This window comes from Pseudomonas sp. IT-P258 (assembly GCF_949767825.1).
GTDB lineage: Bacteria > Pseudomonadota > Gammaproteobacteria > Pseudomonadales > Pseudomonadaceae > Aquipseudomonas > Aquipseudomonas monachiensis.
The window spans coordinates 19,229-44,834 of record NZ_CATKPU010000014.1; the positions used below are offsets into that span (position 1 = coordinate 19,229).

Annotated in this window: 26 protein-coding genes; 14 read left to right on the forward strand and 12 right to left on the reverse strand. The window is 60.7% G+C overall.

What is annotated here, in order from left to right; genetic code table 11:
• Positions 1–126: 126 nt before the first annotated feature.
• From ACM6G4_RS03665 to ACM6G4_RS03690, 6 genes are all read right to left on the reverse strand, one after another.
• Complete coding sequence (locus ACM6G4_RS03665) at positions 127–1,470, reverse strand: sensor histidine kinase (RefSeq protein WP_056721472.1); 1,344 nt, start codon at positions 1,468–1,470, stop codon at positions 127–129.
• A gap of 117 nt (positions 1,471–1,587) precedes the next feature.
• Positions 1,588–2,037 (reverse strand): Spy/CpxP family protein refolding chaperone, encoded by a 450-nt coding sequence (locus ACM6G4_RS03670; RefSeq protein ID WP_414913079.1) that lies wholly within the window; start codon positions 2,035–2,037, stop codon positions 1,588–1,590.
• Between the two features lie 133 nt (positions 2,038–2,170).
• Positions 2,171–2,848, reverse strand: a complete 678-nt coding sequence (locus tag ACM6G4_RS03675; protein WP_056721476.1) for a response regulator transcription factor — start codon at positions 2,846–2,848, stop codon at positions 2,171–2,173.
• 7 nt (positions 2,849–2,855) lie between these two features.
• Positions 2,856–3,269, reverse strand: a complete 414-nt coding sequence (locus ACM6G4_RS03680) for a hypothetical protein (protein WP_056721478.1) — start codon at positions 3,267–3,269, stop codon at positions 2,856–2,858.
• A gap of 122 nt (positions 3,270–3,391) precedes the next feature.
• Positions 3,392–3,691, reverse strand: coding sequence for a YciI family protein (locus ACM6G4_RS03685; RefSeq protein WP_414913080.1), 300 nt, complete (start codon positions 3,689–3,691; stop codon positions 3,392–3,394).
• Position 3,692: 1 nt separating this feature from the next.
• A complete protein-coding gene (locus ACM6G4_RS03690) occupies positions 3,693–4,289 on the reverse strand; it encodes a septation protein A (RefSeq protein ID WP_056721482.1) in 597 nt (198 codons plus the stop codon).
• 87 nt (positions 4,290–4,376) lie between these two features.
• Between ACM6G4_RS03690 and ACM6G4_RS03695 the strand changes: the two genes are divergently transcribed.
• The 7 genes from ACM6G4_RS03695 to arfB all read left to right on the forward strand — a co-directional run bounded on the left by ACM6G4_RS03695 (position 4,377) and on the right by arfB (position 12,139).
• A complete protein-coding gene (locus tag ACM6G4_RS03695; protein WP_056721484.1) occupies positions 4,377–5,240 on the forward strand; it encodes a PHP domain-containing protein in 864 nt (287 codons plus the stop codon).
• A 13-nt stretch (positions 5,241–5,253) separates the two neighbouring features.
• Positions 5,254–5,883 (forward strand): L-threonylcarbamoyladenylate synthase, encoded by a 630-nt coding sequence (locus ACM6G4_RS03700; RefSeq protein ID WP_156385711.1) that lies wholly within the window; start codon positions 5,254–5,256, stop codon positions 5,881–5,883.
• 60 nt (positions 5,884–5,943) lie between these two features.
• Positions 5,944–6,702, forward strand: a complete 759-nt coding sequence (locus tag ACM6G4_RS03705) for a segregation and condensation protein A (RefSeq protein ID WP_173862173.1) — start codon at positions 5,944–5,946, stop codon at positions 6,700–6,702.
• A gap of 11 nt (positions 6,703–6,713) precedes the next feature.
• Positions 6,714–7,685 (forward strand): SMC-Scp complex subunit ScpB, encoded by a 972-nt coding sequence (gene scpB, locus ACM6G4_RS03710; RefSeq protein WP_414913081.1) that lies wholly within the window; start codon positions 6,714–6,716, stop codon positions 7,683–7,685.
• Between the two features lie 310 nt (positions 7,686–7,995).
• Positions 7,996–9,216 (forward strand): 23S rRNA pseudouridine(2605) synthase RluB, encoded by a 1,221-nt coding sequence (gene rluB, locus ACM6G4_RS03715; protein ID WP_007984125.1) that lies wholly within the window; start codon positions 7,996–7,998, stop codon positions 9,214–9,216.
• Positions 9,217–10,072: 856 nt separating this feature from the next.
• A complete protein-coding gene (locus ACM6G4_RS03720; protein ID WP_223541125.1) occupies positions 10,073–11,485 on the forward strand; it encodes an amino acid permease in 1,413 nt (470 codons plus the stop codon).
• A gap of 240 nt (positions 11,486–11,725) precedes the next feature.
• Positions 11,726–12,139, forward strand: a complete 414-nt coding sequence (gene arfB, locus ACM6G4_RS03725; protein WP_056721500.1) for an alternative ribosome rescue aminoacyl-tRNA hydrolase ArfB — start codon at positions 11,726–11,728, stop codon at positions 12,137–12,139.
• Here arfB and ACM6G4_RS03730 read toward each other — a convergent pair.
• From ACM6G4_RS03730 to phhA, 6 genes are all read right to left on the reverse strand, one after another.
• On the reverse strand, positions 12,136–13,335 hold the full coding sequence (locus tag ACM6G4_RS03730; RefSeq protein ID WP_056721502.1) for an MFS transporter: 1,200 nt from the start codon (positions 13,333–13,335) through the stop codon (positions 12,136–12,138). The two genes, arfB and ACM6G4_RS03730, sit on opposite strands and share 4 nt — an antisense overlap.
• 99 nt (positions 13,336–13,434) lie before the next feature.
• Positions 13,435–13,620: a hypothetical protein gene (locus ACM6G4_RS03735; protein WP_046037768.1), complete on the reverse strand. Its 186-nt coding sequence runs from the start codon at positions 13,618–13,620 to the stop codon at positions 13,435–13,437.
• Between the two features lie 71 nt (positions 13,621–13,691).
• The gene (locus ACM6G4_RS03740) at positions 13,692–13,823 is read right to left on the reverse strand and encodes a hypothetical protein (RefSeq protein WP_256220589.1); all 132 of its coding nucleotides are present in this window, start codon (positions 13,821–13,823) and stop codon (positions 13,692–13,694) included.
• A 276-nt stretch (positions 13,824–14,099) separates the two neighbouring features.
• Positions 14,100–15,293: an amino acid aminotransferase gene (locus ACM6G4_RS03745; protein WP_414913082.1), complete on the reverse strand. Its 1,194-nt coding sequence runs from the start codon at positions 15,291–15,293 to the stop codon at positions 14,100–14,102.
• A complete protein-coding gene (locus tag ACM6G4_RS03750; protein WP_056721506.1) occupies positions 15,293–15,649 on the reverse strand; it encodes a 4a-hydroxytetrahydrobiopterin dehydratase in 357 nt (118 codons plus the stop codon). Before ACM6G4_RS03750 ends, ACM6G4_RS03745 begins: the two co-directional genes overlap by 1 nt.
• Before the next feature lie 104 nt (positions 15,650–15,753).
• Positions 15,754–16,545, reverse strand: coding sequence for a phenylalanine 4-monooxygenase (gene phhA, locus ACM6G4_RS03755; protein ID WP_056721507.1), 792 nt, complete (start codon positions 16,543–16,545; stop codon positions 15,754–15,756).
• A 417-nt stretch (positions 16,546–16,962) separates the two neighbouring features.
• On the opposite strand from phhA, the gene ACM6G4_RS03760 reads away from it, so the two are divergent.
• The 7 genes from ACM6G4_RS03760 (at position 16,963) to flgK (ending at position 25,606) form a co-directional block, all read left to right on the forward strand.
• Positions 16,963–18,525: a sigma-54-dependent transcriptional regulator gene (locus tag ACM6G4_RS03760; RefSeq protein WP_056721509.1), complete on the forward strand. Its 1,563-nt coding sequence runs from the start codon at positions 16,963–16,965 to the stop codon at positions 18,523–18,525.
• A 263-nt stretch (positions 18,526–18,788) separates the two neighbouring features.
• Positions 18,789–19,529 carry a flagellar basal body rod protein FlgF gene (locus ACM6G4_RS03765; RefSeq protein WP_056721511.1) on the forward strand — a complete coding sequence of 247 codons (741 nt, stop codon included), beginning with the start codon at positions 18,789–18,791 and terminating at the stop codon, positions 19,527–19,529.
• 45 nt (positions 19,530–19,574) lie between these two features.
• On the forward strand, positions 19,575–20,360 hold the full coding sequence (gene flgG / locus ACM6G4_RS03770) for a flagellar basal-body rod protein FlgG (RefSeq protein ID WP_056721513.1): 786 nt from the start codon (positions 19,575–19,577) through the stop codon (positions 20,358–20,360).
• Positions 20,361–20,412: 52 nt separating this feature from the next.
• Complete coding sequence (flgH, locus tag ACM6G4_RS03775; protein WP_414913083.1) at positions 20,413–21,108, forward strand: flagellar basal body L-ring protein FlgH; 696 nt, start codon at positions 20,413–20,415, stop codon at positions 21,106–21,108.
• Between the two features lie 27 nt (positions 21,109–21,135).
• Entirely contained in the window at positions 21,136–22,224 is a 1,089-nt protein-coding gene (locus ACM6G4_RS03780) for a flagellar basal body P-ring protein FlgI (RefSeq protein WP_056721516.1), read from the forward strand.
• Positions 22,225–22,235: 11 nt separating this feature from the next.
• Positions 22,236–23,525, forward strand: coding sequence for a flagellar assembly peptidoglycan hydrolase FlgJ (flgJ, locus tag ACM6G4_RS03785; protein WP_409078506.1), 1,290 nt, complete (start codon positions 22,236–22,238; stop codon positions 23,523–23,525).
• A gap of 23 nt (positions 23,526–23,548) precedes the next feature.
• The gene (gene flgK / locus ACM6G4_RS03790; protein WP_414913084.1) at positions 23,549–25,606 is read left to right on the forward strand and encodes a flagellar hook-associated protein FlgK; all 2,058 of its coding nucleotides are present in this window, start codon (positions 23,549–23,551) and stop codon (positions 25,604–25,606) included.

Here is a 25,606-nt window from a genome sequence, read left to right on the forward strand (position 1 = left end):
GGAGCGGGCTTGCTCGCGAAAGCAGTCTGTCATCCAACATACATGTTGAATAGTTAGCCGCTTTCGCGAGCAAGCCCGCTCCCACATTGGTTTTGTATCGTTTGATCCTGTCGTGTCGGTCCAGGCTCAGGGCTGCACGACAGCCCCCGGCACCAACGGCAATTCCAGGCTGGCAATGAACCCGCCCTCAGGGTGATTGGCCAGCACCAGGCTGCCGCCATGTCGCTCCGCCGCGCGGCGGGCGATGGCCAGGCCCAGGCCGTGTCCGGCCGCTGTTTGCCCTGGCGCCCGATAGAACGGCTCACCGAGCTGGCTCAAATATTCGGCACTGACCCCCGGTCCGTGATCGCGTACGGTCACGACGATCCGTTCACCCTGACGCAGGGCCTGCATTTCGATCGGCAGGCCATCCACCGGATTGAAACGCTGGGCGTTGCGCAGCAGATTGTCCACGGCCCGTTCGATCATGGTCGGCCAGCCCTTCAGATTCAGTTGCGACTCGGCTTCGAGGTGGACGAGTTGCTCGGGTGAACCGAGTTGCGCATCCTTTTGCAGGCTATTGAGCAAGGCGTTCAGGTCCACCTCTTCGGCACTGGCGTTATCGGAGTCGACCCTCGCCAGTACCAGGATTTCGCTGATCAGCGCTTCCAGCCGGTCGCACTCGCGGGTCAGGCGCGGCCACAGCTGTTCCCGTTCCTGCGGGGTGGCCCGTTCGGCCAGTGCCAGCGCGATACGCAGGCGGGCGAGGGGTGAACGCAGTTCGTGGGACACATCCCGCAGCAGTTGCCGCTGACTGCCAATCAGGCTTTGCAGGCGCGCGCCCATGCGATTGAAGTCGTTGGCCAGGACGCCGAACTCATCGCGGCGGTTGGCCAGCTTGACCAGGCTGTTTTGTTGATAGGTGGTTTGTCCCAGGTCATGCACCGCTCCGCGTAGACGGCTGAGCGGGCGAGTGATGGAAAAGGTCACCAGCAGGCTGAACAGGGTCAGCACCACCAGGGCGATTCCCAGGGCACTGAGCGGCCAGAGCAGGCTCTCTCGGTGCCAGGCATCCAGTTCCGGGTGCGGGATGCGGTAGATGAACAGGAAGGTGTCACCGGTTTTTTCGCTGGTGAATTCATCGGTCAGGCGCCGCCACGGCAGGCGTCGGTCCTCGTTGTTCTGGCGCGCCTCAAAGGCCGCCGCGCGTTTCGGGAAGGTACCGCGCACCACCGGATCGCCGCTTTCGTTAAGCACCTGAACGTCGATGTGATACTGGCGTTTGCGTTGCTGGAGAATGTCCTGGGCGGCGTCTTCGCCCTGGCTTTCATAGGTTTGCGTCCACTCTTCGGCCAGCGTGTTGAGACCCGGGTGGCGGCTGAGAATCCAGGCGTCCTGGTTGAGCATGTGTCCGAGCAGGATGGAAAGCCCTGCAACCAGAGCGATGGCCAGCCAGAAGCTGGCCAGGATACGCCAGAACAATGAACGCACAGGAAATCCTCGAACAAACGTCAAGCCATGTGGGAGCAAGCCCGCTCCCACATTTAAATTGCGTGGTGTCAGTGTCAGGCCCAACGGGGTTGAGCCGTTGGGTCCGGGGTTAGCGCATTATTGCGCTTTTTGCGGTTGTTGCGCTTTCCAGGCCTTGTACTCGGCCCACTCGGCGCGACGTTCAGCCTGTTTTTTCTGGATCTCGTCGAATTTCTTCTGTTGATCCGGTTTCAGCAAGGCGCGCACGTCCGCTTCAGCCTTCTTGTGGTTGGCGGCCATTTCGTCCTTCATGGCTTTCTGGTCGGCTGGCGAGAGCTTCTCCAGGTACTTGTCGACCAGTTGCTTACGCTCGTGCATCTGCTCGCCCATGATCTTGCGGATCTGCTCGCGCTGTTCGCGGCTCAGGTCCAGTTCACTGTACGGGCCTTTGCCGTGCATGCCGTGCATCTGGCCGCCGTGGCGCGAACCGTCCATCGACCCATCCATGGGGCCCGCGCCTTCCGGCATGGCCATGGCAACGGTCGGCAGGGCAGCAGCGAACATCAGGGCGATAAGAGTCTTGCGCATGGTGTATCTCCTTGTCTCGTTCCCGGTACGTTCCGGATGAGTGCAGATTACGCAGATCAAGGTCAGCGGCGGTCAGCGGAGGGTAAAGCTTGGGTAAAGATGGTTTTGCGCCGCCCTGACAAACCCGTAGGGGTCAGAGGCTGTAGTAGTAGCCGCGGCTGCGCAGGGCGACGATGCGCGGTCGGCCATCGGGGTGTGGACCGATCTTCTTGCGCAGGTTGCTGACGTGCATGTCCAGGCTGCGGTCGTACAGGGTCAGCTTGCGGCCGAGGGCGATCTGCGCCAGTTCCTGCTTGTCCAGGGGCTCGCCGGGTTGCTTGAGCAAGGCTTCCAGCAGGCGGCTTTCGGAGACAGTGAGGGTAAATTCCTGTTCGTCAATGCTGACCACGCCGCGGACCGGGCTGAAACACAGGTCGCCCAGTTCGATCTGGCTGGACACCGCCGCCGGGTGGCTACGACGCAGGACTGCGCGCAGGCGGGCGGTCAGTTCCCGTGGGTCGCAGGGCTTGGCCAGGTAGTCGTCGGCGCCGAGCTCCAGGCCGAGGATACGGTCCAGGGGCTCGCCCCGGGCCGAGAGCATCAGCACCGGCAAATCCGGGTGATCGCTGCGCAACTGCTTGAGCAGTTCCAGGCCGCTGCCATCGGGCAGCATCACATCCAGCACCACGGCCGCCGGAGCGGTTTCGGCCAGCGCACGACGTGCGCTCTGGCCGTCGTGACAGGCACGTACCTGAAACCCTTCCTGGCTCAGCCAACTGCTCAGGAGCTCACACAGCTCCTGGTCATCATCAATAAGTAACAGCTCGCTCATGACTCACTCAATTTAGCCATTGTCGACGTTTTCGACTTGCTCCACTGGCGAAGATACCGCAGAGCAGAGCCAATAGCGCTACCCCGGCGCCAATGACGAACCATTGTTGCTGGTCGGTCAGCAGGCGCGGCAGGGGACTGCTGGCCTGGGCTTCCTTGAGTTGCAGCTTCAATCGCTGGTTCTCCTGGCGCAACCGGGCCAGCAGCGGGCTTTCGCGTTCGCTATCGGCAGTTTGCAATTGCTTGTTCAGTTCTTCCCGTTGCCGTTCGCTTTCTTTCAAGCGTTGCTGCAACTCGGTGATCTGGCTGCCGGCGCTCAAGGAAAACGGCGTCGAATTACCGCCCTCGACACTTTCCTCACCGTGGGCAGGCGCCCCGATCGACAACGTGACCAACATCAGGCACAACGGACCCTTGCGCATGGCGACTCCTGGTTCCAATACGGGTATTGGGGACGTTGTCGGCCGGCAAACGAGAATAATGAGCGATTGAGAACGCGATGAACCGATATGGTTCACCGCGTGGGGCAGTTGAAAGAAGAAAGTTACGGAAGGACTTGCTTGAACGGTTTGACCAGAACGTTGGCGTAGACGCCCGCGGCGATGTACGGATCGGCGTCGGCCCAGGCCTGGGCGGCGCTCAGGGAGTCGAATTCGGCAACGATCAGGCTGCCGCTGAAACCCGCCGCGCCCGGATCATTGCTGTCGATCGCCGGGTGTGGGCCGGCCAATACGATGCGACCTTCGCCCTTGAGCACTTGCAGGCGCTCCAGGTGTGCAGGCCGTGCGGCCAGGCGGGCTTCCAGGGAGTTGGTGACGTCAGTGGCAATGATTGCGTAAAGCATGTCAGTCCTCGGTTTTTGGCGTTGTGGTGTCGGCATCGTGCAGATGGCGGGACAGGTAAATGCCCTGGCCGACCAGGAACAGCAGAGTCATGCCCAGGCTGCCGAAGACCTTGAAGTCGACCCAGTAGCTCTGGAAGGTGAACGCGACAAACAGGTTGGCGGCACCGCAAAACAGGAAGAAGGCGATCCAGGCGATGTTCAGGCGCGTCCAGACCGGCTCCGGCAGGGTCAGCGCGTGGCCCATGATGCGCTTGATCAGCAGGCTGTCACCGACGAAGTGGCTGCCGATGAACGCCAGGGCGAACAGCCAGTTGACCACCGGGGCCTTCCATTTCAGGAACGTCTCGCTGTGGAACGCGAGCGTCAGGCTGCCGAAGACCAGGCAGGCGATCAGGGTCAGCCACTGGCTCTTCTCCAGCTTGCGCTGCTTGATGAACAGTGTGCCGTAGACCACCAGGGAACTGACGATCAGCATTGCGGTGGCGCTGTAAATACCGCCTACAGTGAACTCATGACCGGCGATGTCGACAACCCGTGGGTCGATTTTGAAGACGATGAAAAACAGCAGGAGCGGGATGAAATCGATGAATTGTTTCACAGTGGCAGCCAGAAGCAGGATGTGGCGGCATAATAACAAACATATGGGCGCGCGATAGCGCCAGCTGATTTGAGGTTACAAAGCCCTGTGAATGTTGATTTGCACTGCCATAGCACGGCCTCCGATGGCGCCCTGGCGCCTGCGGTTCTGGTGGCGCGGGCGTTCGAGAAAGGCGTGCGAGTCCTGGCCTTGACCGATCACGACACCCTCGAGGGCCTCGACGAGGCCCGGCACGCGGCTACCGCGCTGGGGATGCAACTGGTCAACGGCGTCGAATTGTCCTGCACCTGGGGCGGCGCGACCATTCATGTCCTGGGCTACGGTTTTGACGTGAATGCCGCGCCGTTGGTCGAGGCCATCGCCAGATTGCATGATGGCCGCTGGCTACGCTCCGAGGAAATCAGCCGCAAACTGGCGCTCAAAGGCATGCCAGGGGCGCTGGATGGCGCTCGGGAGATCCAGCAGGAGCTGGGCGACAGCGGTAACGCGCCGGCCCGCCCGCATTTCGCCGACTGGATGGTGCGTGAAGGTTTCGTCAAGGACCGCGCCGAGGCGTTTCGCAAATGGCTGGGTGCCGGCAAGCTGGGCGACGTCAAGCAACACTGGCCGACTCTGGAGGACACCGTCGAAACCCTGCGCGCGGCCAAGGCCTGGGTCAGTCTGGCACACCCATGGCACTATGAATTCACACGCAGCAAGCGCCGTCGTCTGATTGCCGACTATATTCAAGCGGGGGGCCACGCCATCGAAGTGGTCAATGGTTACCAGCCTGCCGAGCAAGTGGGCAGCCTGGCCATCCTGGCCCGCGAGTTCGGTCTGCTGGTCAGCGCCGGCAGTGATTTTCATGGCCCTGGAGGCTGGTCGGAGATCGGTGAATACCGGCCGCTCCCGGAGGATCTGCCGCCGCTATGGTGTCGATTCAAACATGACCCAGTTATTGCCGCCGTCTGAACAGGTAGAGAATGTGAGTCAATTTTTCCAGATTCATCCGGAAAACCCGCAGGCGCGCCTGATCAAACAGGCTGTCGAAATCATCCGCAAGGGCGGGGTGGTGATTTATCCCACGGACTCCTCCTACGCCATAGGTTGCCAGATCGGCGACAAGGTGGCCGTGGAGCGCGTTCGACGCCTGCGACAGCTGGATGAGAAGCACAACTTCGCACTGATCTGCAGCGACCTGTCGCAACTAGGCCTGTTCGCCAAGATAGACACCGGCACGTTCCGCATTCTCAAAGCCCATCTGCCGGGGCCCTATACCTTCATTCTCAACGCCACCCGCGAAGTGCCGCGGCTGTTGTTGCACCCGAAGAAACGTACCATCGGCCTGCGCGTGCCGAGCCACCCGATTGCCCTGGCGCTGCTGGCTGAACTGGGTGAACCGTTGATGAGCGTGACCCTGATCATGCCCGGCGATGAAGACCCGTTGACCGATCCGCACGAAATGCGCCAGTTGCTTGAACACCAGGTCGATCTGATCATCGATGGCGGCTTCGGCGGGATCAAGGCGTCCACGGTGATCAGCCTTGCCGACGGCGAGCCGGAAGTCATTCGCGTTGGTTGCGGCGACCCTGCGCCGTTCATGGTCGAGGCCTAGATGTCTGCAGTAGAACCCGTCGACAGTCAGGCCGGGGCCCAGCAAGAGCTGCCTTTCGCCATGGTCTATGGCCAGGCGGTCATGGAAATGCCGCTGGACCTGTACATCCCGCCGGATGCCCTCGAGGTCTTTCTTGAGGCGTTCGAAGGCCCGCTCGACCTGCTGCTGTACCTGATCCGCAAACAGAACATCAACATTCTCGACATCCCTGTGGCGGAGATCACTCGCCAGTACATGGGCTACGTCGAGTTGATGCAGTCGGTGCGCCTGGAACTGGCCGCCGAGTATTTGGTGATGGCCGCGATGCTGGCCGAGATCAAGTCGCGGATGCTGCTGCCACGGGCCGAAACCGTCGAAGACGAAGAGGACGACCCCCGCGCCGAACTGATCCGCCGCTTGCAGGAGTATGAACGCTTCAAGGCCGCGGCCGAAGGCATCGATGGCCTGAGCCGCGTCGGTCGTGATGTGGTGGTGCCCAAGCTGGACGCCCCTGAAGCCCGGGCACGCAAGCTGTTGCCGGACGTGCGCTTGTCAGAGCTGCTGTTGTCCATGGCCGAAGTCTTGCGCCGTGGCGACATGTTTGAAAGCCACCAGGTCAGCCGCGAGGCGTTGTCGACCCGCGAACGCATGAGTGATGTGCTGGAACGCCTCAAGGGCGGCGGGTTCGTGCCGTTTGTCGAGCTGTTCACCGCTGAAGAAGGGCGCCTGGGGGTGGTGGTGACCTTTATGGCGATCCTTGAATTGGTCAAGGAATCCCTGGTCGAGCTGGTGCAGAATGAGCCATTTGCCGCGATCCACGTGCGAGCCCGAGCCGAATAACGAGTCGAAACATGAACCTGACTGAACCCCGTGATCTGGCACCCTTGCTTGAAGCCTTTCTGTTGGCCTCGGGAAAGCCGCAATCTTTGGAAAGCCTGTTCGAACTCTTCGAGGAGGGTGAGCGCCCGGAACCACCGGTCTTCAAGAAGGCCCTGACGATTCTCGCCAAGTCCTGCGATGGCCGCGCCTTTGAATTGAAGGAAGTGGCCTCGGGGTATCGCCTGCAGATTCGCGAGAAGTTTGCGCCGTGGGTCGGGCGCCTGTGGGAAGAGCGCCCGCAGCGTTACTCTCGGGCGATGCTGGAAACCATGGCGCTGATTGCCTATCGCCAGCCGATCACCCGTGGCGAAATCGAAGACGTGCGGGGCGTGGCGGTCAACAGCAACATCGTCAAGACCTTGATGGAGCGCGAGTGGATCCGCATCGTCGGCTACCGCGACGTGCCCGGTAAACCGGCGATGTTCGCCACCACCAAGGCGTTCCTCGACCACTTCAACCTGAAGAACCTCGACGACCTGCCGCCGCTGGCGGAACTGCGCGAGCTGGAACCGGACCCGGTGCTCGACTTCGACGACGCCCCCGTACCCGCCGGGTTGCAAGAGTTGGCCGATGCCAGCGCCGAGCCGGAAGAACCCAAGGAAGAAACCAGTTTCCACACGCTGTTGCTGGAACTGGACAGCATGGAGGAGGGGATCAAGACCGACTTCGACGATTTGCTGCGTGATGGTGCGCCGCCTGAGTTCGATCCGGAACAGTCGGTCATCGAGCCAGAAGTCGAAGCGGCACAACCCGAGCCTGGGCCGGAGACTGAGCCGGAGCAGGACGACGATATCCTCGGCGTTGCCGAAGCCCGGGAAAAACTCCTGGCCGCCGTTGCCGCCCTTGAACAGCCGAAACCCGAGCCGGAGCTGTCGGACGAAGAGGCCGAAGCCCAGGCCCTGGCTGAAGCCATCGAAGCCGAACGCCGCCAATTCGAAGATTGATACGATTCTTGAGAGCTGTGAAGATCCATTGTGGGAGCGGGCTTGCTCGCGAAGAGGGCGTGTCAGACGACATTTTTGTTGGCTGACCTGACGCATTCGCGAGCAAGTCGGATCGCCGCACCGCCGCTCCCACAGGGGGATTGTGTTCATAGCAAAACAGCGAACCACCGGTCGGCGGAAAAACAAATAACCTTGCCTTGATCAGCTAGTCTCTGATGCGCAAACGCCCTCATGCGCGTATGATTCGCGACCCTTCGGCGATCCCTTCGCCCAAGTACCCAGTTTTCAGACCACACCGGGAGGTGCCCAGATGAGTATCAAAGACCAGCAAGACGACCAGCCAATCGGCCCAGCAGGCGAAAAACTGCAGAAAGTCCTCGCCCGTATCGGCGTCGGCTCGCGCCGTGACGTGGAAGCCTGGATCAGCCACGGCCGCATCAAGGTCAACGGTAAAGACGCCACCCTTGGCCAGCGCGTCGACATGCACGACGCTATCACCATCGATGGCAAGGTGATCAAGCGCGAAGAGGCCGCCGAGTCGGTGCGTCGCGTGATCATGTACAACAAGCCCGACGGCGAGATCTGCACCCGTGTCGACCCGGAAGGCCGTCCGACCGTGTTCGACAAGATGCCGCGCCCTAAAGAGGGACGCTGGATCAACATCGGTCGTCTGGACATCAACACCACCGGTTTGCTGATGTTCACCACCGACGGTGAACTGGCCAACCGCCTGATGCACCCTTCCTACGAAATGGACCGTGAATACGCGGTACGTGTGCGCGGCGAAGTCGATGACGAAATGATCGAGCGCCTGAAGGCTGGTGTTGTCCTCGAAGACGGCCCGGCAAAGTTCACCGACATCAAGCAGGCGCCAGGCGGTGAAGGTTTCAACCACTGGTATCACTGCGTGGTGATGGAAGGTCGCAACCGCGAAGTTCGTCGCCTGTGGGAATCCCAGGGCCTGGTGGTCAGCCGTCTGAAGCGCGTGCGTTTCGGTCCGGTGTTCCTCAACTCCGACCTGCCGATGGGCCGCTGGCGCGAAATGAGCCAGTACGAAGTCGACATCCTGAGTGCCGAGGTTGGCCTGACGCCGGTCGCGATGCCGCAGATGAACGCCAAGAGCAAGGACAAGCTTGACCGGATGCAGCGCAAATCGTCGCGTCCAATGGCCAAGACCGAGCGCGTGCGTACCCTGCGTCCAGCCGCTGGGGCTCCTGCCGCTCCTGTTGCTCCACGGGCAAGCCGTGAGCCGCAGATCGAAGGCGAGCGCCCAGGGCGCAAGCCAGCCGCCCGCCAGGACGGCGAACGCGGGCCGCGCACGCCCCGTCCGGCCAATGGCCGTACCGAGCGGGGCGAAGGTCGTGGTACGCCGGTAGCCGATCGCCCGGCCGATACCAAGCGCCCGGCCAAGCCAGCGCCGAAGCGTCCGGGGATCAAACTGGTCGACGGCGATACCCCATCGGGCAAGCGCCGTGGCGCACCGGCCGGTTCGGGCCAGCGTCCAGGCTTTGGTCGTCGCAAGCCTGAGTAATCGGTAAGCGCTTCATAAAAAAACGCCAACCTTCGGGTTGGCGTTTTTTTTGGGTCAGGCTTCAGTGGTGAGGTGTTTTCAATGGCCTCTTTGCGGGCAAGCCTGCTCCCACAGGGGGGGGCGGAGTTGTTTGGTCGAAATGCGATCCATTGTGGGAGCGGGCTTGCCCGCGAAGACGATAGCGGCAACACCACACTCTCCCGAATGGAAACCCGATGTTACGGCCTGTAAAGAAATCCTGACAAAAATCACGGATTAACCCCGTGGAATCGCCATTCCCCGAATGCCGTAAGAAAACGCTTACGCAACAGCGTCTTCCTTCCTCCTTCCAGCCCTCTGGCCCGCTTGTTTCACTGCTCCATGCAGGGTGTTATGCGCGCCATGCCTGTCGTGCAGGTGCATAACAAAAAGGAGGCGCAATGAACGCCGTATTCCATCTCCATCTCTCTGCGAGGGGCGGTTTTCCTGCCTTTCCCGTCGATGATCCGCAAGGGTCTGACCCATTTTTTGCAGCCGCCCGAGCCTCTCGGGGCGGACACAGGCAATCCCGGCCATAGACACGCTTGTCCAGCGGGTCTGGCAGCAGGGGGTTACAGGTGTACAATGCGCCGCGTTTTACCTGTGACCTCCTGCGCATCTGCGCAAACCTCAAGGCTATCCGCCTTGTTCACTCCGTCGCGTCACGAGCGTGTCGGGTTCGATTTCGTCACAGATAAAAACAAACAGGTGACGCATGACCGTTGTAATTACGCTGAACTCCTGGTGCCTGCGCTGGGGTTTGATCGGTGCCGCTTAACGCCTTTCTTGAGCAGCAACGTCTACTGAACATCATCAAACCTTGCGTGAGACCCTTTTCATGAGTGGACAAAACCCGCAATCAGGCGAGCTGAAACGCGGCCTGAAAAATCGCCACATTCAATTGATCGCCCTCGGTGGCGCGATCGGTACCGGCTTGTTCCTCGGTTCGGCCGGGGTACTGAAATCCGCCGGTCCGTCGATGATCCTCGGCTACGCCATCTGCGGCTTCATCGCCTTCATGATCATGCGCCAACTGGGTGAAATGATCGTCGAGGACCCGGTGGCCGGTTCCTTCAGCCACTTCGCGCACAAGTACTGGGGCGGCTTTGCCGGCTTCCTGTCGGGCTGGAACTGCTGGATCCTGTACATTCTGGTGGGCATGTCGGAGCTGACCGCGGTCGGCAAATACATCCACTACTGGGCACCGGACATCCCGACCTGGGCCTCCGCAGCTGCCTTCTTCGTGCTGATCAACGCCATCAACCTGGCCAACGTCAAAGTGTTCGGCGAGGCTGAGTTCTGGTTCGCGATCATCAAGGTCGTGGCGATCGTCGGCATGATTGCCCTGGGCAGCTACCTGCTGGTCAGCGGTAATGGCGGCCCGCAAGCAGCGGTCAGCAACCTGTGGTCCCACGGTGGCTTCTTCCCGAACGGCGTCAGCGGTCTGGTGATGGCCATGGCGTTCATCATGTTTTCCTTCGGTGGCCTGGAAATGCTCGGTTTCACCGCTGCCGAAGCCGACAAGCCGAAAACCGTGATCCCGAAAGCCATCAACCAGGTGATCTACCGGATCCTGATTTTCTACATCGGTGCCCTGGTGATCCTGCTGTCGTTGACGCCGTGGGACAGCTTGCTGACCACCCTGAACGCCTCCGGTGATTCCTATAGCGGCAGCCCGTTCGTGCAAGTGTTCTCGATGCTGGGCAGCAACACCGCCGCGCACATCCTCAACTTCGTGGTCCTGACCGCGGCGTTGTCGGTGTACAACAGCGGCACCTACTGCAACAGCCGCATGCTGCTGGGCATGGCCGAGCAGGGCGACGCGCCGAAGGGCCTGGCGAAGATCGACAAGCGCGGCGTGCCAGTGCGTTCGATCCTGGCCTCGGCCGCCGTGACCCTGATCGCGGTACTGCTGAACTACCTGATCCCGCAGAACGCGCTGGAACTGCTGATGTCGTTGGTGGTTGCTACCTTGGTGATCAACTGGGCGATGATCAGCTACTCGCACTTCAAGTTCCGCCAGCACATGAACAAGACCAAACAGACGCCGCTGTTCAAGGCTCTGTGGTACCCGTACGGCAACTACATCTGCCTGGCGTTCGTAGTGTTCGTCCTTGGCGTGATGCTGTTGATTCCGGGGATCCAGACATCGGTGTATGCGATTCCGGTGTGGCTGGTGTTCATGTGGGTCTGCTACGGCATCAAGAACAAGCGCAGTGCTCAGCGTGCCTTGCAGGCCGTAGTGGAGTAACTCCGCGCAGAAACAAAAAACCCGGCCAAGTGCCGGGTTTGTTGTTTTCAAGGTTCACACAAAACCCTTTGTGGGAGCGGGCTTGCTCGCGAAAGCGGTTTAACCGTCAGCATTCAAGTCGACTGACACTCCGCATTTGTCGGAGCGCCACCCGGAGCAAGCCCGCTCCCACATTGGATCTGCTGCGTTCCTGACACACATTCGCGGTATCCTGCACGTTCTGAATACGGACGCTTTTCCATGCTGGTGATTTCCAACAACGTGCAGCTGCCGGATGCCGAGATCGAGTTGACGGCCATTCGCGCCCAGGGTGCCGGTGGGCAGAATGTCAACAAGGTCTCAAGTGCCGTGCACCTGCGCTTCGACATACCTGCGTCGTCCTTGCCCGAGTTCTACAAGGAACGGCTGCTGGCGCTGCGCGACAGCCGCATCACCAGCGACGGTGTGTTGATCATCAAGGCCCAGCAGTACCGGACGCAGGAGCAGAACCGCGCCGATGCGCTGTTGCGGCTGACCGAGTTGATCCAGAGTGCCACCAAGGTCGAGAAAAAGCGTCGCCCGACCAAGCCGACCCTCGGCTCGAAGACCCGCCGACTCGAGTCAAAGTCCAAGCGTGGCAACATCAAGGCCGGACGTGGCAAGGTCGATTTCTAGCGGGCGTCCCGCGCTTCGCGTTGCTTCGGTGCCTGTCGGTACAGGTAAAGGCTCAGCAGCAAACCGCTGAGTGCAGCGAGGGCGGCGAACAGGAAGATCGATGCAAAACCAAATCCTGCCGCAATCGCACCGGCGAGCGGTCCGGTGATCCCCAGCGACAAGTCGATGAACAGCGAATAGGCGCCGACGGCTGCGCCTCGGCTGGATGCGGGGACAAGGTTGACCGCCTCCACGCCCAGTGCCGGAAATACCAGGGAAAAGCCGAAGCCGCTTAGCGCCGCGCCCGCCAGAGCCCAATGGGCATCCGGTGCCAACCACAGCAACAGCAATCCCAGGGTTTCCACTGACAGGCAGGCAATGGCCACGCGAAAGCCGCCGAGGCGGTTGATCAGGTTGCCGAACAGCAGGCGCGCGCCGATGAAGCTGGCGCCGAACAGGCTCAGGCACAGCACCGCGTTGTCCCAGTGTTGAGTGGCGTAATACAGGGTGATGAAGGTGGCGATTGTGCCAAAACCGATGGAGCCCAGGGCCAGGCCGCAGCCGTGGGGGAAAACCCGCCCGAGTACGTGCATGAACGGCAGGCGCTCACCGGCAACGATCGGCGCGGCTGTTTTCGGCCAGGCCAGCAGCAGACCGAGCACGGCCAGCAAAACAATGCTCACCCCCATGCTCCACAAACCCAGTTGATGGACGAGCAATACGCCCAGGGGCGCGCCGACAGCCAGTGCTCCATAGCTGGCGATACCGTTCCAGGAGATGACCTTGGCCGTGTTCGCCGCGCCGACCCGGCCGATGCCCCAGCCAATCGAGCCCGAGCCCACAAGGCTTTCGGCACTGCCGAGTACCAGGCGGCCGATCAACAGGCAGATCAGGCTCAAGGTCGGCAGGCTCTGGGTCCAGGCCGAGAGCAACATGAACACCCCGCTCAAGCCGCAACCGGCCAGGCCATACATCACAGCCAGCTTGCTGCCCTTGTTGTCGATGATCTTCCCGGCATAGGGGCGGCTGAGCAGGGTGGCCAGGTATTGCACGCTGATCACCAGCCCCGCGATCACCGCGCCGAAGCCCAGGTCGCTGTGGACGTAACCGGGCAATACGGCCAGGGGGATGCCGATGTTCAGGTAGCCGATGAAGGTGAAAAGGACGATGGAGACAACTTGCAGCGTGACCGCCAGGGGGCGCTGGTTTTCGGGCATGGGTAAAGGTCCACGGTAAAGCAGGATAGATAGGCTGCTTATGATAGCGGTGTGGACGGTCACAGGTCGTGAAAAAGTAAAACTATTTGCCGGGCGGCGTCACTCAGGTTTGGCGGGAGCGACCAATTGCGTGGTGACCAGGGCGGCCAGCGCATTTTCCTGGGTGCCGAAGCGGGCGAGCAAGGTGGCTTGTTTCTCGGGGGAGAGGCGGTTCCAGATCTCGATCATTTTCTCGGCGGTGCCGATCAGGACGCTGGCCTGCGCTTCACTGAATTCATCGGTCATGGTCAGGCTCATTTCAGGCAGTGTGGAAAGCGCATGGTAGCGCTTTCCACACGGTCTGTGCGGCGGGTGTTTCAGTCTTCTCTGTCAGCCTGGCGGCTGTCAGTGGCTTCTTTCGGCTCGGGCTGTTGGGCTCCGGCTTGCTGCGTGGTCGTCTGCTCAGGTTCGTGCAGGCTTGGGAAGGGGAGATTAGGAATCTCGTGCATGGTTGCGCTCCTCGCTAAGTCTGTTGATAGATCTGGTAGATCCGCGCTTTTTAAAAAGCTTGGGCAGGATACAGCACTGAAAATGACAAACGGACTTTTATATCCATTTGTTTCGACGGATGGGATTGTCTAGACATGACTGGAGGAGGGGGCAACACACAGCAAAATGTGGGAGCGGCGGTGCGACGATTCGACTTGCTCGCGAAAGCGTTTTAACAGCCAGCATTTAAGTCGACTGATCCGCCGCTTTCGCGAGCAAGCCCGCTCCCACAAGGGTCATGCGCAGACTTTGGCAATCGCCTCGGCCAGCAGATCCAGGCGCGTGGCATCAATCCCCGCCACGTTGGCCCGGCCCGAACTGACCATGTACACGCTGTGATGATCCCGCAGGTTCTTCACTTGCTCAGGCGACAGGCCGGTGTAGGAGAACATCCCGCGTTGCATGCCAATGTGCGCAAAACGCTCGCGCAAACCGTGAGGCTCCAGTGCTTCCACCAGACCGCTGCGCAGTTGGGCGATACGCAGGCGCATGGCTTCCACTTCGTCAGCCCAGAGGTTTTTCAACTCTGTGTCACCGAGGATGGTCGCGACCACGGCAGCGCCGTGATCCGGCGGCGTCGACCACAGGTTGCGGGCGATGTTGGCCAGCTGGCTGCGGATGTCGGTGAGCTTGTCGGCGGTTTTCGCGCAGACAATCAGCGCGCCGGTACGGTCGCGGTACAGGCCGAAGTTCTTCGAGCACGAACTGGTGATCAACAGTTCCGGCAACTCGGCGGCGAACAACCGGGTCGACCAGGCATCCTGTTCCAGCCCGTCGCCGAATCCTTGATAGGCGAAGTCGATCAGTGGCAGCAGTTCGCGCTTGCGTACGACCTCCAGCACCCGCTGCCAGTCATCCCGGGACAGGTCGAAACCGGTCGGGTTGTGGCAGCAGGCGTGCAGCAACACCACGTCACCCTTGGGCGCTTCATTGAGCGCCGCCAGCATGCCGTCGACATCGAGACGGTTGTCACTGCCCACGTACGGGTAGTGGCTGACCTTGACCTTGGCTGCCGCGAAAATCGTTTCGTGGATTGGCCAGGTCGGGTTGCTCAACCATACGCCGCGCCCCGGCAGGCATTGGGCGATGAAGTCCGCGCTCAGGCGCAAAGCCCCAGTGCCGCCCGGCGTCTGGGTGGCGCCGGCGCGTTGTGCGCTGATCAGTTTCGAGTCGGCACCCAGCACCAGCTCATTGATCGCTTTGCCGAACGCCGGTTCGCCGTGACCACCGATGTAGGTCTTGGTGGACTGGCGATCCACCAGGCGCTGCTCGGCCAGCTTCACCGACTGGAGAATCGGCGTCAGGCCCTGGGCGTCCTTGTAGACCCCCACGCCCAGATCGAACTTGCGTGGATTCGGGTCCTGCGCATAGGCCTCCATCAGGCCCAGGATCGGGTCGCCAGGCACTCGACCGATGGCGTCGAAATGCATTACTTGCGCCCCTCGGCATTCTTCGCCACTTCGTCAGTGCGCGCGGCCATGATGAAGTCGTTGCGGTGCAGGCCCTTGATCGAGTGGCTCCACCAGGTCACGGTCACTTTGCCCCACTCGGTCAGCAGGCCTGGGTGGTGGCCTTCGGCCTCGGAGATTTCACCGACGGCGTTGGTGAACGCCAGGGCGTGCTTGAAGTTCTTGAACAGGAAGACCTTTTCCAGCTGCATGATGCTGTCGCGTACTTCGATGTTCCAGTCCGGGATCTGCTTGATCAGGATCGGCAATTCTTCGTCGCTGACTTGTGGGGCGTCGGCGCGGCAGGCTTCGCAATGGGCTTGAGTTAATGCGGTCATGATGTGTTCCTGAAATCGAATGTTGGAAAATCGGCCCTCAGTGCTACCACGCTAATCCAAAGCGATGGTTTCTGACAGGCTCACTTGATTTTAAAAGCGGCGGATCACGCGGCTTTTGGTTTTGGCGGAAATTTCGGTGCGTGCAGACCCATCTGCATCGCTTGCTTGACCATGCCCATGATGTCTTCATGAGCGAGGTCGAACAGACGCTTGAGATTTGGCAATGCGAAGTACACTGGCTGCAGGATGTCGATGCGGTAGGGCGTGCGCATGCATTCCAGCGGATCGAACGCCTGATGCTCAGGCTCGTCCGACAGGCAATACACGGTCTCTTTCGGAGAAGACAGAATGCCGCCGCCGTAGATGCGCTGGCCTTGCGGGGTGTCGACCAGACCGAACTCGATGGTCATCCAGTACAGGCGCGCCAGGTACACGCGTTCTTCCTTGGTCGCCTCGAGGCCGAGCTTGCCGTAGGTGTGGGTGAATTCAGCGAACCACGGGTTGGTCAGCAGCGGGCAGTGACCGAAGATCTCGTGGAAAATGTCCGGCTCTTGCAGGTAGTCCAGTTCTTCGCGGGTGCGAATAAAGGTCGCCACTGGAAACTGCTTGCTGGCCAGCAATTCGAAAAAGGTCTGGAAGGGAATCAGTGCGGGAACCCGGGCAACCTGCCAGCCGGTGGTTTCACCGAGGACCTTGTTGATTTCGCCGAGTTGAGGAATGCGGTCGTGGGGCAGTCCGAGTTTTTCGATACCGTCCAGGTACTCCTGGCACGCACGCCCTTCGATCACTTTCAGTTGACGGGTGATCAGCGTGTTCCACACCGCGTGTTCTTCGGCGGGGTAGTCGATAAAACCTTGCGCATCGGGCTCGCGAGCCACGTATTGCGTCTGCTTCATGCTGCTCTCCTGCTAGGGGATTTCGTTCTTGTTATGTACTGCTATGGACCTAGAAATACCCCAAGGATTGCACTGTTGCAGCAGGTGAGCAGCGACACGCGTAGGAAAAAACCGTAAATTTCGTAAAGTTTTCGTTACGAATTGGTCGCGATCGCGCAGCTATTGAGATTTCCCGGTTTGAAAAACGCTTTACCTGTCACATAATCTTGACGACTATCTGAGCGACTCGAAAGAAAAATGCGATCGAGCGCGCACCGCAATACCCCTGTGGGAGCGGGCTTGCTCGCGAAAGCGCTGGCACGTCCAACATTGATGTATCAGGCAGGCCGCCTTCGCGAGCAAGTCGAATCGTCGCACCGCCACTCCCATAGGGTTTGCGTTGATACCAACCTTATTCATCGCTTTTCGGGTCTTTATATGCGTATCAAAGTCCACTGCCAGAACCGCATCGGCATCCTGCGCGACATTCTCAACCTGTTGGTGGAGTACGGGATCAACGTGGCCCGCGGTGAGGTGGGCGGTGAGCATGGCAACGCCATCTACCTGCATTGCCCGAACCTGATCAACATTCAGTTCCAGGCCTTGCGTCCGAAATTTGAAGCGATTGCCGGGGTGTTTGGCGTCAAGCGTGTAGGACTGATGCCCAGCGAGCGTCGGCACATGGAGCTCAATGCACTGCTCGGTGCGCTGGAATTCCCTGTGCTGTCGATCGACATGGGCGGTTCCATCGTCGCGGCCAACCGGGCAGCGGCGCAGTTGCTCGGGGTGCGGGTCGACGAAGTGCCGGGGATTCCCCTGTCGCGCTACGCCGAGGATTTCGATTTGCCGGAACTGGTGCGTGCCAACAAGTCGCGGATCAACGGGTTGCGGGTCAAGGTCAAGGGCGATGTGTTCCTGGCCGACATCGCGCCGCTGCAATCGGAGCATGACGACAGCGAGGCCATGGCTGGCGCGGTGCTGACGCTGCACCGCGCCGACCGGGTGGGCGAGCGCATCTACAACGTGCGCAAGCAGGAGCTGCGTGGTTTCGACAGCATCTTCCAAAGCTCGAAAGTCATGGCCGCCGTGGTGCGCGAAGCCCGGCGCATGGCGCCGCTGGATGCGCCGCTGTTAATAGAAGGGGAGACTGGCACCGGCAAGGAGTTGCTGGCGCGGGCCTGCCATCTGGCCAGTCCTCGTGGGCAATCGCCGTTGATGGCGCTCAACTGCGCCGGTCTGCCGGAATCCATGGCCGAGACGGAATTGTTCGGTTACGGCCCCGGTGCATTCGAAGGGGCGCGGGCCGAAGGCAAGCTCGGGCTGCTGGAACTGACGGCGGGCGGTACGCTGTTTCTCGATGGCGTCGGGGAGATGAGCCCGCGCTTGCAGGTGAAATTGCTGCGCTTCCTGCAGGACGGCTGCTTCCGCCGTGTAGGCAGTGATGAAGAGGTCTACCTCGACGTGCGAGTGATCTGCGCGACCCAGGTCGACCTGTCCGAATTGTGCGCTCGCGGCGAGTTCCGCCAGGACCTCTATCACCGCTTGAATGTGTTGTCGCTGCACATCCCGCCGTTGCGCGAATGCCTCGACGGTTTGACGCCGCTGGTGGAGCACTTCCTCGACCAGGCCAGCCGGCAGATTGGTTGCCCGCTGCCGAAACTGGCCCCGGCGGCCATGGAGCGGCTCAGTCATTACCATTGGCCGGGTAACGTACGGCAACTGGAGAACGTGCTGTTCCAGGCGGTTTCCCTGTGCGACGGAGGCACGGTCAAGGCCGAGCACATTCGTTTGCCGGACTATGGCGTGCGTCAGCCTCTTGGCGACTTTTCGCTGGAAGGAGGGCTGGACGAGATCGTTGGGCGTTTCGAGAAGGCGGTGCTGGAGCGGCTGTATTCCGAGCATCCGAGCAGTCGGCAGTTGGGCAAGCGCCTGGGGGTTTCGCATACCACCATTGCCAACAAGTTGCGTGAGTATGAGGTGGGTAAGGACAACAGCATTTAAGATCAAAAGATCGCAGCCTTCGGCAGCTCCTACGTCGAACCCTGTAGGAGCTGCCGAAGGCTGCGATCTTTTGATCCGTTGCCGCGAAGCGGCATGACACCGCCGGTTTTTCGTCTCTGATACAAATCACCATTCCCTTCTGATTCCTCAAAGTCCCCTGTTTGCCGGGCCTCGCGCTGCCAAAAACAAGTTGGTCTGCAAATTGCTTATGGCTCAGCAGTACAGCAGTGGGCGGCAAACGTCCGGCAGGCAGAGGAAAGAGTGTGGACAAGTACCTTTATGTGGCAATGACCGGCGCCAGCCAGAATGCACTGGCGCAAAAGGCTCATGCCAACAACCTCGCGAACATCTCCACCAACGGTTTCCAGAAAGACCTGGAGCAAGCCCGTTCGATGCCGGTGTTCGGTGACAGCTTTCCGGCGCGTGCGTTTGCCATGTCCGAGCGCCCGGGCACGGATTTCTCCCCTGGTTCACTGGTGGAAACCGGTCGCGACCTCGACGTTGCCGTGCAAGGCAACGGCTGGATTGCCGTGCAGACGCCCGATGGCACTGAAAGCTACGTGCGCACCGGCAGCCTGAACGTTGACGCCCTGGGCGTGTTGCGCGCCGGCAACGGCATGCCGGTCATAGGCAATGGCGGGCCGATTGCCGTACCGCCGGAGCAGCAGATCGAAGTCGGCGAGGATGGCACCATCAGCATCCGTGCGTTGGGCGAAGGTCCCCGGGTGATGGCGGAAGTCGACCGCATCAAGCTGGTCAACCCGGACCTCAAGAACATGACCAAGGGTCTGGATGGTTCGATCCATACCAAGGACGGCCAACCGGCGCAGGCCGATGCCAACGTCAAGCTGGTGTCCGGGTTCCTCGAGTCGAGCAACGTCAATGCCGTGGAAGAGATGACCTCGGTACTGGCCTTGGCCAAGCAGTTCGAGCTGCACATCAAGATGATGAACACCGCCAAAGACGATGACCAGGCCATGGCTCGGGTCTTGCAGATCAGCTAATTACCAGAACGTCGCGCCGTAAAACAGGCGCACGAGGAGAATCGAATGCTTCCGGCTCTATGGGTTGCCAAGACAGGTCTGTCCGCCCAGGACACCAACCTGACGACCATTTCCAACAACCTGGCCAACGTGTCGACCACGGGTTTCAAACGTGACCGCGCCGAGTTCCAGGATCTGCTCTACCAGATCAAGCGCCAGCCTGGCGCCCAGTCGACCCAGGACAGCGAACTGCCGTCGGGCCTGCAACTGGGTACCGGTGTGCGCATCGTCGGCACCCAGAAAAACTTCACCGCCGGTAGCCTGCAAACCACCGAGCAGCCGCTGGACATGGCCATCGACGGTCGCGGTTTCTTCCAGATCCTGCAACCGGACGGCACCACGTCCTATACCCGTGACGGTACGTTCCACCTGGACTCCAACGGCCAGATCGTCAATGCCAGCGGCTTTGCCCTGGAGCCGGCCATTGTCATTCCGAACGAAGCGCAGACCTTCACGGTCGGCCGCGACGGCACCGTGTCCATCACCGTTGCCGGCAACCCGGCAGCCCAGGTGATCGGCAACCTGCAAACCGCCGACTTCATCAACCCGGCCGGCCTGCAGGCCGTGGGCAACAACCTGTTCCTGGAAACCGCCGCCAGCGGCGCGCCGCAAGTTGGCACTCCGGGCCTGAACGGTTTCGGCTCCACGCTGCAGAACACCCTGGAAACGTCCAACGTCAGCACCGTTGAGGAGATGGTCAACATGATCACCACCCAGCGCGCCTACGAGATGAACTCCAAGGTGATCTCCACCGCCGACCAGATGCTCTCGTTCGTAACGCAGAATCTGTAATCAAGTCTATGTGGCGGCCATTGGGCCGCCTGCAACACCGTGAGGTAGGGTCATGAATCGCTATGTATCTGTTCTGGCACTGAGTGGGATCACCGCGCTCGCAGGTTGCGTGCCTGCGACGCCCAAGCCCAATGACCCTTACTACGCTCCGGTGTTGCCGCGCACGCCGTTGCCGGCGGCCGCGAACAATGGCTCGATCTATCAGGCCGGTTTCGAACAGAATCTGTACACCGACCGCAAGGCGTTCCGGATCGGTGACATCATCACCATCACCCTGAACGAAAGGACCCAGGCCAGCAAAAACGCCAACTCGCAAATTGGCAAGAACAGCAAGGCCAACATCGGCCTGAGTTCGCTGTTCGGCAGCAGCGCCACCACCAACAACCCGTTCGGCGATGGCGACCTGAGCCTGAGTGCCAGCTACGAAGGTGACCGCGCGACCAAGGGTGACAGCAAGGCGGCTCAGGGCAACACCCTGACCGGTTCGATCACGGTTACCGTCGCCGATGTGTTGCCCAACGGCATCATCGCGGTACGCGGCGAAAAGTGGATGACCCTCAACACCGGCGATGAGCTGGTGCGGATTGCCGGCCTGGTTCGCGCCGATGACATCGCCACCGACAATACCGTGCCGTCGACCCGTGTCGCCGATGCGCGCATCACCTACTCGGGCACCGGTTCGTTTGCCGATGCGAGTCAGCCGGGCTGGTTCGACCGTTTCTTCCTCAGCCCGCTGTTCCCTTTCTAGGTGGCTACGTTGAATTTCAGAAGTCTCATGATGGCTGCGTTCCTGATGTCCGCAGCGTTCAACGTTCAAGCCGAGCGCCTGAAGGACATCGCCAGCATTTCCGGCGTGCGTTCCAACCAATTGATCGGCTACGGCCTGGTGGTCGGGCTAAACGGCACTGGCGACCAGACGACGCAGACCCCGTTCACCCTGCAGACCTTCAACAACATGCTCTCGCAGTTCGGCATCAAGGTGCCGCCGGGTTCGGGCAACGTGCAGTTGAAGAACGTCGCGGCGGTGTCGATCAGTGCCGATTTGCCGGCGTTCGCCAAGCCGGGTCAGCAGGTCGATATCACTGTTTCATCCATCGGTAACTCCAAGAGCCTGCGTGGCGGCACCTTGCTGTTGACGCCACTCAAGGGTATCGACGGTAACGTCTATGCGGTAGCCCAGGGCAACCTGGTGGTCGGCGGTTTCGATGCGGAAGGGCGAGACGGCTCGAAGATTACCGTCAACGTTCCGTCGGCCGGTCGCATCCCCGGTGGTGCGTCGGTGGAGCGTTCGGTGCCGAGCGGTTTCAACCAGGGCAACAGCCTGACGCTGAACCTCAACCGTTCTGACTTCACCACCGCCAAGCGCATCGTCGACAAGATCAACAACATGCTCGGCCCTGGCGTGGCCCAGGCCATCGACGGCGGTTCGATTCGCGTGACCGCGCCGCTCGATCCGAGCCAGCGCGTCGATTACCTGTCGATCCTGGAAAATCTCGAAGTCGATCCGGGCCAGGCGGTGGCCAAAGTCATCATCAACTCCCGTACCGGCACCATCGTGATCGGCCAGAACGTCAAGGTTTCCCCGGCCGCCGTGACCCACGGCAGCCTGACCGTGACCATTACCGAAGACCCGATCGTCAGCCAGCCCGGCCCTCTGTCCAATGGCACGACGGCGGTGGTACCCCGTTCGAAGGTCAACGCCCAGCAGGAAGCCAAGCCGATGTTCAAGTTTGGCCCCGGCACCACCCTCGACGAAATCGTGCGGGCGGTGAACCAGGTTGGCGCGGCACCGGGTGACTTGATGGCGATCCTCGAAGCGCTGAAGCAGGCCGGCGCCCTGCAAGCCGATCTGATCGTGATCTGAGGACGGCCATCGTGGATATGCGCAAGAGCGGTCTGGTCAGCAGCAGCGATTCGGGCTCCTATTCGGACCTCAATCGCCTGAATCAGCTCAAGGTCGGCGACAAGAACAGCGACGGCAATATGCGCAAGGTGGCGCAGGAGTTCGAATCGCTGTTCCTCGGTGAGATGCTCAAGTCCATGCGCTCGGCAACCGAAGCGCTGGGGCAGGACAATCCGATGAACACGCCGGCGGCCAAGCAGTACCAGGAAATGTACGATCAGCAGCTGGCCGTTTCCATGTCCCGCGAGGGCGGTGGTATTGGTTTGGCGGACGTGCTGATGCGCCAGATGTCGAAGAACAAGCCGTTGGCGCCGGGCGAGGCGGCCGCTGCATCGCTGGCCAAGCAAGAGGCTGCCAAGGCCGCCGTGCAGACACCGGTGGCGGCCGGCACGGTGGCAATCAATGGCCCGTTGTCGCGGGTCAATGGCCAGCGTCCGTTGTGGGCTTCGCGCTCAATCCATACGCCACAAGAGGCGGGCGAGGGTGCTCATCGCAATGACATGGCGCTGATCAATCAGCGACGCCTGGCACTGCCACCGAAACTGGCTGACCGGCTGTTGGCCGGGCTGGTGCCTTCGGCGACGACCGCTGCCACCACGATGCTCAACCGGACAGCCTTGCCAGAGCGCACGACGAACACCGGCACGGGGCCGCTGTACAACGGCGACTGGCTGGCGACCGCGCAACAATCCTCCTCTGGAGGCATGCAGATCTACGGTCGCGCCATGGCGCAGATTCCGCTGGCGCCGGCGAAGAAAGCCTTCAGTTCCGCCGACCAGTTCGTCAACACCATGTTGCCGATGGCCAAGGAGGCCGCCGCACGGATTGGGGTCGATCCACGTTACCTGGTGGCTCAGGCGGCCCTGGAAACCGGCTGGGGCAAGTCGGTAATGCGTGCCCAGGACGGCAGCAGCAGCCACAACCTGTTCGGCATCAAGGCCGGCAATAGTTGGCAGGGCAATTCGGCGCGGGCGATCACCAGCGAATTCAGGAACGGGCAGATGGTCAAGGAGACGGCCGAGTTCCGCTCCTACGACTCCTACAAGGACAGTTTCCACGACCTTGTAACTTTGTTGCAGACCAACAATCGCTATCAAGATGTCGTGAAGTCGGCCGATAACCCAGAACAGTTTGTACGCGAGTTGCAGAGAGCCGGTTACGCAACCGATCCGAACTACGCGAGCAAGATTTCGCAGATAGCCAGGCAGATGACGAGTTACCAGAACTACGCTGCGGCGGGCGTTTCCACTACGCCTTTATAGGCACAAGGTATAAGGTCTGAATCATGAGTTTGCTCAATATCGGGATGTCGGGGCTGAGTGCCAGTCATAACGCCTTGGCGACTACCGGCAACAACATTGCCAACGCCGACACCGCCGGTTACTCGCGCCAGCAAACCGTGCAGGGCACCAAGGGGGCGATTCAGTACGGCAATGTCTACGTCGGCACCGGCACGACGCTGGCCGATGTGCGCCGGGTATACAACAGCTACCTCGATGCACAGTTGCAGACCACAACGTCGCTCAACAGTGATTCGGCGGCGTACCTTGGGCAAGTCACGCCACTCGATACCTTGCTGTCTGACAGTGGCACCGGTCTCAATGGTGCCTTGACCAAATTCTTCGCCTCGGTACAGAACGTCAATGCCAAACCGGGCGACGACGCCTCCCGCCAGTTGTTGCTCAGCGATGCCCAAGCCCTGAGCAATCGTTTCAATTCAGTGTCCAGTCAGTTGAAGTCGCAGAACGCGAACATCAACGGCAACCTGACGAACATGGCTGATCAGGTCAACAAACTGGCTACTACCGTGGCGCAGTTGAACAAGAAGATCAGCGAAATTTCCAGCACCGGCGGCTCGCCGAACGAACTGCTCGACGCTCGCAACGAAACCATGCGCCAGCTTTCGACCTTCACCGGTGCACAATATGTTGAGCGCGAGGGCAACGTAGATATCTATCTGGGCAGCGGTCAGCCGCTGGTGATTGGCGATACGGTTAACAAGCTGGAGGCTGTCCCAGGTAAAGATGATCCGGGACGTTTGTCGTTGCAGCTCAATCGTGGTTCGAGCACCATCGACATCACCTCGATCATGACCGGTGGTGAAATCGGCGGCCTGCTGCGTTATCGCAGCGAAGTACTCGATCCGGCCATGAACGAGTTGGGGCGCGTGGCGCTGGTCGTCGCCGATCAGATGAACAGTGTCCAGGCTCAGGGCATCGACAAGAACGGTGATTTCGGTTCGAACCTGTTCAACAGCATCAACAGTGCCGCGCAGATGTCTCAGCGCAGTATCGCTTCTACCGGCAACAGTGCCGGTTCCGGTAACTTCGATGTGAGCATCGAGGACACCGGCAAGCTGACCATCAATGATTACAAGGTCACGTTCACGAGCGCTACCGACTTCACCGTTCAGCGTCTGCCGGATAACACATCGATGGGTAGCTTCAGCGCGGCGACCACGCCTGCGCCGGTGATAGATGGGTTCTCGATGTCGTTCAACGGTGGCGCGGCCAAGGGCGATACCTTCAAATTCACCCCGACACGTAATGCGGCAACCAGCATCAAGACCGAGATGACGGACTCCAAGCGTCTGGCGATCGCCGCGCCATTGGGCGCAGCGATCGCGGCGGGTGGTAGCGGTACGTTGACCATTCCGGCCAGTGGTCAGCCGACCCTGACCACGAAATTTGATATCTACGACTCGGCCACCACCACTGCGATGCAGAACGGCCTGAAAAACTCCATGCCGACCAAGGTCGTGTTTGGCGATGTTTCCGCCGACGGCACCAGCCAGACTTACCAGTTCCTGGATGCCAAAGGTGGCGTTATCAGCAGCGGCACTATCAAGCCGGGTGAAAACAACACCCTGAGTCTGACGGTACCGCTCAAGGACGCTACCGGTGCACCGATCCCGCCTGCACCTGCCACTCAGTACACCGTCAGCTTCGACATGGCCGTTGCCGGCTCCCCGGGCAAAGGCACCGCCATCAACGTCTCGCTCAGCCAGCCAGGCACGCTGGACAACCGTAGCGGCACGGCGCTGGCGAATTTGCAGACCAAGCAAACCGTGGACACAGGGTCGGCGAGCAAGGGCATTTCCCTGAACGATGCTTACGGCAAACTGGTTGAGGGTGTCGGCTCCAAGGCAGCCCAAGGCAAGCTGGACAGTGCTGCGACCGGCGCCATCCTGGCCAATGCCAAGGGCGCTCGTGACTCGCTTTCAGGTGTCGATCTCGACGAGGAAACCGGCAACCTGGTCAAGTATCAACAGTATTACACCGCCTCTTCGCAGATCATCAAGGCTGCGCAGGAAACCTTCAGCGTACTGATCAACAGTCTTTAA